The sequence below is a fragment of the Natronoarchaeum sp. GCM10025321 genome (genome assembly GCF_042663585.1).
GTDB lineage: Archaea > Halobacteriota > Halobacteria > Halobacteriales > Natronoarchaeaceae > Natranaeroarchaeum.
Genome location: NZ_JBHTAN010000006.1, coordinates 394,990 through 408,123 on the forward strand (window position 1 = coordinate 394,990; position 13,134 = coordinate 408,123).

Annotated in this window: 14 protein-coding genes and 1 pseudogene; 8 read left to right on the top strand and 7 right to left on the bottom strand. The window is 55.6% G+C overall.

Annotation, left to right across the window (positions count from 1 at the left end; genetic code table 11):
- Positions 1-6: 6 nt before the first annotated feature.
- The 4 genes from ACFQL3_RS04780 to ACFQL3_RS04795 form a co-directional block, all read right to left on the bottom strand.
- A complete protein-coding gene (locus ACFQL3_RS04780; protein ID WP_377051888.1) occupies positions 7-1,506 on the bottom strand; it encodes a sugar transferase in 1,500 nt (499 codons plus the stop codon).
- Positions 1,507-1,644: 138 nt separating this feature from the next.
- Positions 1,645-2,631 carry a GDP-mannose 4,6-dehydratase gene (locus tag ACFQL3_RS04785; protein WP_377051890.1) on the bottom strand — a complete coding sequence of 329 codons (987 nt, stop codon included), beginning with the start codon at positions 2,629-2,631 and terminating at the stop codon, positions 1,645-1,647.
- 76 nt (positions 2,632-2,707) lie between these two features.
- Positions 2,708-2,938 carry a ribbon-helix-helix domain-containing protein gene (locus ACFQL3_RS04790; protein ID WP_377051892.1) on the bottom strand — a complete coding sequence of 77 codons (231 nt, stop codon included), beginning with the start codon at positions 2,936-2,938 and terminating at the stop codon, positions 2,708-2,710.
- An 18-nt stretch (positions 2,939-2,956) separates the two neighbouring features.
- Positions 2,957-3,337 (bottom strand): hypothetical protein, encoded by a 381-nt coding sequence (locus ACFQL3_RS04795; protein ID WP_377051894.1) that lies wholly within the window; start codon positions 3,335-3,337, stop codon positions 2,957-2,959.
- A gap of 322 nt (positions 3,338-3,659) precedes the next feature.
- On the opposite strand from ACFQL3_RS04795, the gene ACFQL3_RS04800 reads away from it, so the two are divergent.
- The 3 genes from ACFQL3_RS04800 to ACFQL3_RS04810 all read left to right on the top strand — a co-directional run bounded on the left by ACFQL3_RS04800 (position 3,660) and on the right by ACFQL3_RS04810 (position 6,086).
- Positions 3,660-4,091 (top strand): VanZ family protein, encoded by a 432-nt coding sequence (locus ACFQL3_RS04800; protein ID WP_377051896.1) that lies wholly within the window; start codon positions 3,660-3,662, stop codon positions 4,089-4,091.
- Positions 4,092-4,186: 95 nt separating this feature from the next.
- A complete protein-coding gene (gene aglF, locus ACFQL3_RS04805) occupies positions 4,187-4,933 on the top strand; it encodes a UTP--glucose-1-phosphate uridylyltransferase AglF (protein ID WP_377051898.1) in 747 nt (248 codons plus the stop codon).
- A gap of 232 nt (positions 4,934-5,165) precedes the next feature.
- Positions 5,166-6,086: an NAD-dependent epimerase/dehydratase family protein gene (locus tag ACFQL3_RS04810; RefSeq protein ID WP_377051900.1), complete on the top strand. Its 921-nt coding sequence runs from the start codon at positions 5,166-5,168 to the stop codon at positions 6,084-6,086.
- A 192-nt stretch (positions 6,087-6,278) separates the two neighbouring features.
- Here the strand turns inward: ACFQL3_RS04810 and ACFQL3_RS04815 are convergent, their stop codons facing one another.
- The 3 genes from ACFQL3_RS04815 to ACFQL3_RS04825 form a co-directional block, all read right to left on the bottom strand.
- Positions 6,279-7,241, bottom strand: coding sequence for an NAD-dependent epimerase/dehydratase family protein (locus ACFQL3_RS04815; protein WP_377051902.1), 963 nt, complete (start codon positions 7,239-7,241; stop codon positions 6,279-6,281).
- Between the two features lie 377 nt (positions 7,242-7,618).
- Positions 7,619-7,819, bottom strand: a complete 201-nt coding sequence (locus ACFQL3_RS04820) for an ATP-binding cassette domain-containing protein (protein ID WP_377057016.1) — start codon at positions 7,817-7,819, stop codon at positions 7,619-7,621.
- 309 nt (positions 7,820-8,128) lie between these two features.
- Complete coding sequence (locus tag ACFQL3_RS04825; RefSeq protein ID WP_377051904.1) at positions 8,129-9,061, bottom strand: NAD-dependent epimerase/dehydratase family protein; 933 nt, start codon at positions 9,059-9,061, stop codon at positions 8,129-8,131.
- Between the two features lie 248 nt (positions 9,062-9,309).
- Between ACFQL3_RS04825 and ACFQL3_RS04830 the strand changes: the two are divergent.
- The 5 genes and pseudogenes from ACFQL3_RS04830 to ACFQL3_RS04850 form a co-directional block, all read left to right on the top strand.
- Positions 9,310-9,659 (top strand): annotated as a pseudogene (locus ACFQL3_RS04830) (sugar phosphate nucleotidyltransferase); the annotation flags it as partial.
- A 146-nt stretch (positions 9,660-9,805) separates the two neighbouring features.
- On the top strand, positions 9,806-10,852 hold the full coding sequence (locus tag ACFQL3_RS04835; protein ID WP_377051906.1) for a glycosyltransferase: 1,047 nt from the start codon (positions 9,806-9,808) through the stop codon (positions 10,850-10,852).
- Between the two features lie 15 nt (positions 10,853-10,867).
- Positions 10,868-11,902, top strand: coding sequence for a glycosyltransferase family 4 protein (locus ACFQL3_RS04840; RefSeq protein WP_377051908.1), 1,035 nt, complete (start codon positions 10,868-10,870; stop codon positions 11,900-11,902).
- 80 nt (positions 11,903-11,982) lie between these two features.
- Complete coding sequence (locus ACFQL3_RS04845; RefSeq protein WP_377051910.1) at positions 11,983-12,804, top strand: hypothetical protein; 822 nt, start codon at positions 11,983-11,985, stop codon at positions 12,802-12,804.
- Position 12,805: 1 nt separating this feature from the next.
- Positions 12,806-13,126, top strand: coding sequence for a class I SAM-dependent methyltransferase (locus ACFQL3_RS04850; protein ID WP_377051912.1), 321 nt, complete (start codon positions 12,806-12,808; stop codon positions 13,124-13,126).
- Positions 13,127-13,134: the final 8 nt, after the last annotated feature.

Genomic DNA, 13,134 nt, shown 5'->3' on the forward strand with positions numbered 1-13,134 from the left:
GGCGTCTCAGTCGTCTCCACTGTTCGCATCTTGGCCCTCTGTCTTAGTCTCACTTGGTGGTTCCGCACCGCGTTCGAACGCCATCGCATCCATGGCAACCATCCAGAGCTGCCGAACCACGATCTTTACGTCGAACCAGAACGACTGTTTTCGGACGTACTCGATGTCATAGCGGAGCTTTCGACCGGGCTCGTGGCCAGTGACCTCGTTGATCTGTGCGAGCCCTGTCAGTCCTGGTTTGATGAACCATCGTTTTTCCCAATCAACACCACCCTCCTGAATGTCCGAATCAAGTTTCGGTCGTTCGGGTCGTGGACCGACGACGCTCATGTCGCCGATAAGAATTGACCACAGCTGTGGGATCTCGTCGAGATGCGTCTTCCGAAGAACACGCCCGACGCGGGTAACACGTGGATCTACGCCTCCAGCATCTTCCTCACTAATCTTCGCCCCGGAGACGGATTCGGCGTTTTCGATCATACTCCGAAACTTGTAGATCTGGAAGGTTTCGCCGAACGTAGCTGTCCGTTGCTGTCCGTAGAGGATCGATCCGCCGTCCTCGAGCTTGATCGCGGTAGAAATTACAATGATCGCTGGTAACGTCGCTAACAGGGCAGCAGACGCAAAGAACACGTCGAACACCCGCTTGAATAAGTGGTCCTGCGGATCCCACGGTTCCAGATCCACATCAACCAGATCACCAACAGCCCCCTCACCAACGAGAACACTATCAGTGTAGTCCCGATGAACCTTCACGTTAACACCGTGTTCGTGACAGGCATCGAGTGCACCAAAGAACTCGGCCCGGTCGGGTTGTCGGAAGGCCAGGATTACCGTATCGATATCACACTCGACGAGTGTGTCTTCGAGACGTGAAAGCCCACCAAGTCGCTCCAGATAGATCATCCCGCCGTCGGTAACGACTGGGACTTCCTCCCCGTCCCTCGAATCAAATAGATCGTCTTTCGAGATCGGTTCAAGCACACTGGTCGGACACAGATAGCCGAGCACGTTCCCGTCCAGATCCGGAACGACGCGCTCGATCTGTGCGGGATCGTCGCCGACGACGATCGTCCGACTGCCGTCCGTATCCGGGCGGTGTCGGATCCAGACGAACCAGAGGGGCAGCGCCAGCCCGAGCAGGCCGACCGTCATCACGAGCGTCGCACGCGGGACGCGATACGAGAAATTAAAAAAGCCGATCGCGGCGAGCGCAAGCCCGCTCGCGACGAGACGTTTCTCGGTTAGCGCAACTGTATCCAGCACTCGCCGTGGGCGTGGCTTGTACAGCGGAATCAACGCAAGCGTCACGGCCCCGACCGTCAGGCCGACGACCAGCGCGAGCGAACTGCCCCAGAGCACGATTGGCTCCAGCCGATTGAACAGCGGTACGTACTCGGTGAACAGCCGCTGTGGCACCGGATGGTTCGCCACGAGAACGGCAGTAAGGGTCAATATAACGGTCCCGATAGCACTTGTAATTCGATACGGCCACCCGGTAAGCATTGTTTAACCACACGCATCTCAATTCTCATAAATGCTTTGACAATACTATCACAGGAAAATCGGGGTGGAAAATACTACAACATGATTCCTCATACGCCTCGGCGCTGGACGACGCTCCCAGTCCGCAACGGCACCAGATTATGAATTCCGAACCAATGGATCGTACCACGCCTCGTTCGCCCGGTACCAGTCGATGAACTGCTGGGCTCCCTCGCGGATGTCGACGGTCGGTTCGTAGCCCAACAAGTCGTTGGCCTTCGCAATATCCGCGTGGGTGTGCTCGGCATCGCCCTTGCGCGCGTCGGTAAACTCGATCTCCAGCGACGGATCGATCTCGTCGCGCACGACCTCCGCCAGCGTGAGAATGTCGATGTTGTCGGTCGACCCGATGTTCATGATCTCGCCGTCGGCGCTGTCGTCGGTGAGCAGCTGCTCGTTGACGCGCTTGATGTCGTCGACGTACGTGAAATCACGCGTCTGCTCGCCGTCACCGTAGATCTCGGGCGACTCGCCGTGAAGACACCGCGAGACGAAGTTGGTGAAGGCCATGTTCGGGCGCATCCGCGGGCCGTACACCGTGAAGTACCGCAGGGCAACCGTGGGCAGGCCGTAGATCTCGTTGTACACACGCGCGTACTGCTCGGTCGCGAGCTTCGAGACGCCGTAGGGTGACACGGGCGTGGTTCGGTGATCCTCGTCGTAGGGGAGATACTCGGGTTTGCCGTACACAGACGAAGACGACGCGACGACCACGCGCTCGACGTCGTGGTGCCGGGCGGCCTCCAGAACGTTGATCGTCCCGGTGACGTTGTACTCGTTGACCGTCTTCGGTTCGTCGACGCTCGCGCGCACACCAGCCTGTGCGGCCTGATGGTAGACGACATCGATATCGTTGGTAGCCTCCTCGACGAGTTCCGCATCCGTGAGACAGCCCTTGATCAGTTCGTACGAGCCGCCGTTCTCTTGGGCTGCCGTCCGTGCGACGTCGACGGTGTGTTCTTTGATCCCTAAGTCGTAGTAGGGAACGAACTTATCCAGCACCTTGACGTCGTGGCCCTTGTTCGCCATTCGCTCGGCGATGTGGCCGCCGATAAAGCCCGCGCCGCCAGTGACGAGTACCTGCATTACAGGAGAAGTCGGTTACCAGCCCAAAAACTGTTGTTCTTTTGGTCTGTTTCCGACGACCAGTAGCCGGGGGACGCTACTCTTGATCGATGCCGAGGCGTTCGCGCGCTTCGTCCGTGGACAACGTCCGCCCCGCCGCAACGTCTGCGTAGCCCTCCGAGATACCCTCCTGTGCGCCGGGGGTCAGGATCGGCTCCGTGGGGTCGCGCAACACCTCTCGGATGAGCTTCAAACGGTTGCTATACTCCAGTTCCTCGGCCAGTTCGTCGATCTCTTCCAGAAGCCGCTTAGGAGCTTTCATATTCATCACACCAATAGCTGCTGTTCACAGCTCCTTTTCGAGCTCGCTCATATCTCGACGCTCCCGTTCGCGCTGATCGTCGAGTAACTGATCGAGTTCCTCCTCTAGTTCGGCTTCCGACATCGACCCTTCGGCGTACTCGGTCTTGACGTCACTCACGGGATCCGCGGGCTTCGACCGGGACGTCTCGACACTCCGCTGGGACTCACTACCTGCCGTCCAGCCCGTGTACACTTCGTAGGCGACGTACATCGCGAGCGCGGCGAGCAACACGAACGAGCCCCAGGCGACCATCCGACTCATGAAGCGCAGCACTTGCCCGGCGAAGATGAACAACAGAAGCCCGCCACCGACGAGGAGCGCGAGCTTGATCCCGGTCGTATCGACCGATAGTCGGTCGCTCATACACGGAGATGGTGCCAGATTGATAAAAACCTTGGTCAAAACACCCGACATTATGACCAGCATGTGCGCTCCTACAGAGACCACAGGGTGGGACTCAAAGGGGCTGGCGGGCTCGGCGAACCCCGGCGACGGTGAGCCGAACGGCGTGAGGCGAACGTCGCGTGACGAGCGTAGCGAGTCACGCAACAAGCACTGCAGGCCGGAGGCCGAAGCGCGCAGCGAGCCGCGGGAGTCGAGCGCGCCAGGGGCTTTTGAAGTGTAAGTCACCCCAATCCGTATAAATCCGACAGCTATTTTCCCTCACTCCGACCAACACCACGGCATGGCGCTCCCACTCCCCGTCTTCCCTCGACGAGTGCGACTGCTCGCCGTCGCCATCGTCTGTGGGATCATCTTCTACTTCTCCGTACTCGTCATCCCACCCGAAACCGGCGCTCCCGACTCGCTCGAACTCCCAACCGCCCGCCACCTCCTCGCGTACTTCGTCCTCGGGCTCTCGGTCGCGTACGCACTAACTGACCGATCGCTCTCCCGGCGACGCAAGGCGCTCCTCGTCTTCGTCCTTGCGACCGCCTACGGGGCTGGGATCGAGGTCGCTCAGGGTTTTGTCCCGGAGCGGCACATGACCCTCGTCGACGGCTTCGTCAACGCGGCCGCGATCACGGCGAGTCTGGGATGGTATCTCATCGAGCCGTATTTCGATCAGGTGAAGATTCCAAAAGCCATCACGAAGCGACGACGCACCGAGCAATAACGCCGCGATCTATCTCCGAGCCCGACACCCCGAACGTATCACTGACACATGATATCATAATAAGATATTTACCGGAGTAGTAGCCTCCTATGGGTATGAAAGCAGTCGTACTCGCGGCCGGCAAGGGAACGCGCCTGCGCCCGCTCACCGACGACAAACCGAAAGGCCTCGTCGAAGTGAACGGGCGGCCGATCGTCACCCACTGTTTCGAACGCCTCGCCGAACTCGGCGCCGAGGAGTTCGTCGTCGTCGTGGGCTATCGCAAGGAGGACATCATCGAACACTACGGCGACGAGTGGGAGGGCATTCCGATCACCTACACTCATCAGCGCGAGCAGAACGGCCTGGCCCACGCCCTGCTAACTGCCGAGGAGCATATCGACGACGACTTCATGCTCATTCTCGGCGACAACATTTTCGAGGCCAACCTCGAGGACGTCGTCCACCGGCAGAAGGAATCCCGTGCTGACGCCGCCTTCCTCGTCGAGGAAGTGCCGTGGGACGAGGCGTCCCGATATGGGGTGTGTGACACGAACAGCTACGGCGAGATTACGGATGTCGTCGAGAAGCCCGACGACCCGCCGAGCAATCTCGTGATGACCGGCTTTTACACGTTCTCACCGGCCATCTTCCACGCCTGCAAACTCGTCCAGCCGTCGAATCGCGGCGAGTACGAGATCAGCGAAGCAATCGACCTGTTGATCCAGAGTGGACGGACCATCGACGCGATCGGACTCGATGGCTGGCGCATCGACGTCGGCTACCCCGAGGATCGCGATGAAGCCGAAGAGCGACTCCAAGAGAAAAAAGAGGACGCGGCGACTGCTGAAGCGGCCGAGTAGGGAACTCGGGCGTGGACTTTCTCGGAGTGTGTGACGTTTTACGGAAGGCGAACCACGATTACACGAAACCGAATATCTACCTCAGTAGTTTACTTCGAGTGAACTACCTGTCTGATGACCCCAACTACACTGCGTTCTCACCTCACTCCAGTGATTGAATTGGAGTCGCAGGTCGATGGATCATCCGTCCTGTGACCAAAACTACCTTATCGGGCTTGCTCCAACGGAAGATATGAATCTCACAGGACAGCGGATTCTCCTCGCAGGTGGGGCAGGCTTCATTGGCTCGCATCTCGTCGCAAGATTGCTCGCTGATGGTAACAAAGTCCGTATCGCGGACGACTGTTCGAATGGCCGACGTGAGTGGGTGCCGAAAGACGCTGAGTTTATTGAGGCCGATCTTACCACCGAAGACGGCGTTGCCAAGGCGGTGACTTCCGATCTCGACCTCGTCTTTCATCTGGCCGCGCACAAGAGCGTCAACGATGAGGATCCAAAGTCGCAGTTCGCCGCAAATACGACAATGACGCATACGATCCTCGAACGCATGCGCGAAGTCGGCGTGACGAATATCGCGTTCACGTCGTCGTCGACGGTGTATGGCGAAGCACCACGTCCAACTCCGGAGGATTACGCGCCACTTGAGCCCATTAGTGTCTATGGAACGGGTAAGATAGCTGATGAAGGGCTTGTGTCGACGTACGCACATTCGCACGACTTTACGGCGTGGACGTTCCGGTTCGCAAACATCGTCGGACCACGACTGATCGGCGCAGTGATCCCCGACTTCATCGAGAAACTCCGTGAGGAGCCGGAGACGCTGACGATTCTGGGTAACGGCCTCCAGGAGAAGTCCTATATGCACATCGAGGACTGTCTCGACGCCATGATTCACGTGATCGAGAACACTGACAGCTCGCTGAACACGTATAATCTGGGAACACGGACGACGACGTCGGTGAATCGGATCGCGGATATCGTGAGTGACGAACTGGGCCTCAATCCGGAGTACGAGTATACTGGCGGCGAGCGTGGATGGACTGGTGATGTACCGAAGATGCGACTATCAATCGAGAAGCTGTCCGCACTCGGATGGGAACCTGAAATAGAGAGTAATGCGGCGGTACGTCAGGCTACAGCAGAGCTGTTATAATATAATACCGGATTATAACACGGGGTGAGCCGGCATCGTCAATCGGACGCTGGATTTACCGCGCATCAACATTCATCTGCCTGTGACCACCACGAGTCATAAATATCAGCTCTACTATATGAACGCACATAATTTGAGTTACTTTTGCGGGGCACATAGCTGGTCAGTCAGAGGACGGTATGACCAGTTCTATCAATCACCTGAATCGGCTCTGACCTGTTGGGGCTGCTCCTGAGAGCTGTTGTACTGTTGGCAAACGTTCTGGATGCCCTCTTCAAAGTCAATTTGTGGTTCCCAGCCGGTAGCTTCAGTCATCTTCGAGAAGTCAGCACAGGTATCATGGACGTACACGTCGTCTGGAATCGGGTTCTCGATGTATTCGGGCTCTACGTCGGTGCCCAGCTCGTTGTTGATCATCTCGACGACCATTTTGAAATCGTAGGTGTCGCCGGTACCGAGATTGTAGATCCCATTGAGTTCGTGTTCAGCGGCGAGTTCAAGCCCCCGCACGATATCATTGACGTGTGTGAAATCTCGCGTCTGGGTTCCGTCGCCGTACAGTACTGGCGCGTCGCCGTTCGAGATATCGTCAGCGAACTGTGCGATAACGTTCGCGTACTCACCTTTGTGCTCTTCTGCACCCCCGTAGCCCTGGTACACGGAGAAAAACCGCATCCCGGCGACGGCCATATCGTAATGGTTCGAGAAGTACTCACCGTACCGCTCGCGTGCGAGTTTCGACGCTTCGTAGCCGGTGTTTACCCCCACAGGCATGTCCTCCGGAGACGGATCGGTTCGACTCCCGTAAATCGACGAGGTCGAAGCGTAGACAACGGTCTCACAGCCGTCGTTCCGAGCTTGTTCGACTACGTTGACGAATCCTTCGACGTTGACACGCGCGCCCTTCGTCGGATCCTCCTCATGCATGGCATACGAGGAGAGTGCCGCGAGATGAAAGACGACATCCACGTCTGTTGGCAAATCCTCTTCAACGACACTTCGGTCGTGGAATTCGACCGCGTCGTCGAGATTCTCTCGCGTTCCTAAGTACTCGTCGTCTACGACCACAACATCGTTTTCCTCGGCCAGATGGTTCGCGAGATTTGATCCAATAAATCCTGCGCCACCGGTGACTAGCACGCGGTTGTTTTGCATAGTAGACGGGAATCCAAAGTAGATATAAAAAGTTGTCTGTATTAACTAATTTTGACTATCAGTTTTACATATTATATTTGTGACTCTGACACCATGTTGACACCCTCCACAGTCTGAAGACGGTGGTGGCGCGTCTTTTCAGCATAAGATGGTCAGAGTAGACCCTTTCGAGATCAAACGTTCGGCCAAAATCTAACAGTATTGAACAGTAACGTTGTTGCAAATTGGGTATTGTGGGTGCGTCGGTTACCTCTATTGACGTTTATCTAATCTATCATACCTATCTCGGCGGAGAACTCAAGAACTACCCACGATCTGTCCGTCGACGAGTCGATACTGCGTTGAAAAGCGCTCTGCAATCGCCGGATCGTGGCTGATCACGACGTGGTGGTCGTCACTATCTCCTGCGTTCCTGGAGCAGTTCGAGCACCTGCTGTGCTGTCTCCGGGGTCGAGGTGGCCGGTTGGCTCGTCCGCAAGCACGATCTCGGGCTGGTTTGCGAGTGCCCATGCGATGCCGACGAGTTGTTTCTCGCCCCAACTGAGCGCTGCTGGACGCTTGGCGGCGATGTCGGTGATGCCGAGTCGCTCGAAGAGTTCGTAGAGCCACGCCTCGTCGCGTTCGCCGGTGTGTTCCTGCGGGAGGGCCGCGTTGGCTCAAGCACTCAGGTCGGGAATCGACTGATAGTCCTGAAACACGAACTTGGTCGTATCGCGTCGAAGCCGTACCCGCCGACGCTCCGATAATCTGTTAACCCGTAGAAAGAGTGTGTCAATGAATCTCGAAATCTAGCAAGAACCGTTGCCCAGGAATGCGAGATTCAGCGAGGGCGACATATTGATCGACAAGACAATTCCTTTGGATTACCGGCCTACAGAGCTACTCAGCTATTGACTCCGGTACCACTCCGCTGTTCGCTCAAGTCCCGCTTGGAAGGAGACTGTCGGTTCGTAATCGAGATCGGCGGTCGCTTTCGAAATGTCCGCCGACGAATGTTGGATATCGCCTGGCCGTGGGTCGGTATAGACGATCTCCGAGTCCGTATCGGTAACCGCCTGGACGTGCTCGGCCAGTTCACGGATCGTGACCGAATCGCCGGTTCCGACGTTGTATGCCTCGCCGACGACGTCGGTTGTGGCAGCCCGCAAGTTGGCCTGGACGATATCGTCGACGTAGACGAAATCCCGCGTCTGTGTGCCCTCGCCATTGACGGTGATCGGGTCGCCGCCCAATGCCTGATCGAGGAAGATGCTAATGACGCCACTGTAGTCGCCAGCCACCTGTCCCGGCCCGAAAGCGTTGAAATAGCGGAGCGCAATCGTCTCGAGGTCGTATAGCTCGTTGTAGAGGCGAGCGTAGTGGTCGACCGAGAGCTTGCCAAGACCATACGGAGACGTCGGGTCTTTGGGATCGGTTTCCGTGATCGGTACGGAATCCGGGTGGCCATAGATCGCCGCACTCGAGGCGAGCACGACGCGAGCATCCTCGGCGCGGGCAGCCTCAAGCAGTTCGAGGGTCGCCGTAGAGTTAATCTCGTGGCTCGTTAGCGGATCCTCCACTGAGCCCTGAACGCTGACGAGGGCCGCCTCGTGAAAGATCACGTCGACGCCGTCGGTGGCACGGGCGAGTGCCTCATCGTCTCGGATATCGCCTTCAATGAATGTCGCACTGTCAGGTACGTGTGCTCGGTCGCCAGTTGTTAGATTATCGAGTACCCGAACGTCGTTCTCTGCAACAAGTGCATTCGCGAGATGGCTTCCGATGAATCCGGCTCCACCTGTAACAAGAATCGTTTGATCTGTCAGCCGATCAGCGGTCATACGCACGAGTGCTTATCGAAAACACATAGATCTGCGCATGTGAACATCGAACCGGACTGATCTGCTAGAGGAGAATGACTTGAGCGAGACTGCTATCTATATATCATTTAATTAGTTTCGGTATCAGTAGAGGCTCCCTCTTCGGGTCCGTATATCGATTTCGTGAATCGCTCTGATGGATTCGGATCGAATCGTTTTTATTAGCCACCACAACCAAACAGACAATATACTTTATAACTATTGTGACCATACCGTGGGACGAGGCCTCCCGCTACTGCGTCTGTGATACGAACAGCTACGACGAGATTACGGACGTTGCCGAGAAGCCTGACGACCCGCCAAGCAATCTCGTGATGACTGGCTTCCATATGTTTCGCCGTCGATCTTCCACGCCTGCACGCTCGTCCAGCCGTCGAATCGCGGCGAGTACGGGATCAGCGAGGCGATCGACCTGCTGATCCAGTCGGGCCGCACCATCGATGCGATCGGCCTCGATGGCTGGCGCATCGACGTCGGCTATCCCGAGGACCGCGACGAAGCCGAAGAGCGGCTCCAGAACAAAGCAGAGGATCCGGCGACCGCTGAAGCATCCGAATAATCCGGCTACAGTCCTTATCGATGACTCGTCGATGCGACTCGCCGAAGTGAACGGCCGACTGATCGCCACTCACAAAGACGTGATCGAATCGAGTCCATAACGAGCGAGATAATAACATACCTGTACTCTGCCCAGTAAGTCCACGTATGAACACCGGGGTGAGTGTTATTCTCCCGACGCTCAACGAAGCCGATCAGGTCGCAACTGCGCTCGAAAGTCTTGCTAATCAAACATACGACGAATTCGAGGTCGTTGTTGTTGACGACGGCTCTGATGACGGCACAATCGAGGTCGTGAGACAGTTCGAATCGGCGGTTCCAGACCTCACGATTATTGAACGAGACACAGCAACGGGTCTCCCAAGCGCACTCAATACCGGAGTCACTGAAGCGAAATACGATCTGCTTGCTCGACAGGATGCAGACGATCGATCAATGCCACCCCGACTCGAACGACAAGTAGCCTATCTGAACAGAAATCCAGAAACAGCCCTGGTTGGCTCTGGTGCGTATCTCACGGACTCGGATGGGTCTCTGCGTAGTGTTCGACACGTCCGGATCAAACCATCGAAAGACCAGTTATTGGACTCGAGTCCCTTTATTCACGGTTCAGTGATGTTTAGACGAGATCCATTTGAAACAGTTGGGGGATACAGTGAACAGTTCCCGACCGCAGAAGACCTCGAGCTATGGGCTCGGCTTGCTGTGAAGTACCCACTCCGGAATATCGATGAACCGCTCTATGTACTGCAAATGAATCCTGACAGTGTCTATGCAACTGAGATGTACCGGACAAAGCTCTATGGAAAATATGGAGTCATTCGGACACTCACAGACCGTTGTCCAGACGATTTCGACGATAAAGTCGAGGCAGACGGAATCAGTGCTATTGAAGAGCTCTTAACACCGGAGGAGTTGCAGACTCTCAGAGTCACGACTGCCCAAGAGCTTCTGCGGTATGGCGACCGGGCCACCTCTCTCAGCCATAGTGGCGCGGCACTACGCACAAACCCATTCGATAGTATGTCCTGGGGAACAGTCGGATTGGCAGTTGCACCGACAGCACTGGTAACCAAGATTATTGAGTGCTACCGTACGAAACTCAATCGAGACATTATTAAAGAGAACTGGCGGACCAAGATCGAGGACCAAGCAATTCCATCGGGCGGAGAGCACACCTTCAAACGGCAGTAGATCAATTCAGTCATAATGACTCCAGCACGCGTTGGGATCTGGGAGCCAAACATAGATGATAACGGTGCCCCGGAGCGGTGTCTTCGACACACAATACGTGCCCTCGAAAAGCAGGATGTCGAAGTGATTCATGGATCCTCGGAGCCTGTTACAACTGAATTTGACCACGTTACGGCCAAGAACGCCAACGCATTCGTGAAACAATCCGGCGTTGAGGTCGTGCACTGGAACAAGACAATGGATACAACCGTTCCCAAACGACTGTCAGTCCCGACTGTTCTCACCTATCATGGTGATATTCAGTGGGAGATCCCTGCCCTGAATTACGGTGCGCATCCGTACCTCAACAGCATCAAAGAGCGCCTCGTTGATCTGGCCAAGCTCTGGCAGTACGATGCCGTGTGTTTCGTTTCGAACGATCTCAAACAACGCATGCTGCGGCGATTCTCGCCGTTGCTAAGCAACGTCGAAGTGACGCACAATGCACCAGCGCCGCGTTTCGCTCCCGACACGAGCACGAACCACCTTTCAGCGCAGTTCGTCGAGGAGCCGTACATTTTCCATCTAAGTGCCTACTCGCGCCGGAAGAACCCTGAAAATCTCCTCAAAGGGTATGCAGCATCAACCCAACAACATGATCTCGTAATTGGCGGTGGGGGATGGGAGCACATGCATGATCGTGTGTCTGAACTTGGGATCGAAGACAAGGTTCACTTCCTTGGGTACGTCCCGAACGAGCACCTCCCCCAGCTCTACACGAATGCGGAACTGTTCTTGTTCCCCTCGTATCACGAGTGCTTCGGACTACCGCCGCTCGAATCGATGGCGTGTGGAACGCCACCAGTCGTGTCTGATGCCTATTCGCTTCCGGAGGTTGTTGACGACGCTGGGTTCTACTGCCAACCAAACGATCACACGTCTATTGCAGACGCGATTGATAGAGCCGTCGAGAACACCCAAACAAAAAAACCTATACAACGTGCGGCAACATTCACTTGGGAATCCACAGCCACCCAACTCATCAAAATTTATACCAGACTATGTCATTAACAGACTTTATCAGTAAGTCGAAAGCTCGCTATCGCGAACAGGGCGCATCAGTACTCCCAGCGATTGGGTCGGATTTTATTATGAGCGCAACCGGGAAACTGCCGTATATTCCTGAATACGGGACGAATGTCTTTTCGAAAGACTGGGATGTCCTCCTGATTTTGGATGCCTGCCGATGGGATATGTATGACGAGTTCGTTGGGCGTGGCGAACCACTGTGGTCTGTCGGCAGTGCCTCTGGTGAATGGATGACGAACACATTTGCCGAGCAGTACAAGCACGAGATGGCCGAGACAGCATATGTAACCGGGAACCCGTTTTCGGAGAACCTTGCACACGAAGATGAATTCGCGTGTCTCGACGAACTCTGGAAAACACACTGGGATTCTGAACGCGGAACGATCCCGCCCCGGCCCATCACAGATTATGCTATTAAACGCCACCGAGAAGGGCACGACCGGACGATAGCGCACTACATGCAACCACATTACCCGTTCATAGCGAGTGAAGAAACAGGTGGCGAGATGACCTGGGAGATCATCGATGATGAGGCTTTTTCTGAGGACTCGCTGGCCCTGTGGGATCAGTTCCTCTATGGGGTTCGAGATGACATTGAGACGGTCAGAGAAGCCTACGAAGCCAATCTCCGACACGTGTGGAACGACGTCGAAATAGTTCTGGACAATGTCGACGGAACTGTTGCCATCACGGCTGACCACGGGAATGCGCTCGGCGAGTACGGGTTCTGGGGACACAAGCCAGGGATTGTCCATCCGAAAATGCGTCGAGTGCCGTGGGATATCCAACAAGCGACAGACACGGGATCTCACCAGCCCGAGATAGAGACACGCACTATCTCACAGGACAGAGAAGACCAACTCAAAGAATTGGGGTACATGTAACGTGAATCAAACTGATAAGAAATCGGGCTGGATTGTCCCTGACAGGCTCACCGACAGATGGGAGGTGACAGAAGGGAAAAGTCAACGGAAGTTACCAGGGGTGCTCGCTGACGCTGGTGACATAGATCTGTTTTTGCATGACTCTGAACATTCGCTTACATGCATGGTATTTACATACGAACTTGCGTGGGAGTACCTCAACACAGCTGGTATGCTCCTCTCTGATGACACGTACTGGAATTCTGCATTTACCGACGTTACAGATGTTCGTGCAGACACATTTGGTAACATGACTGAGTATGGCCGTTATGCAATAAAATGAATGCAGTT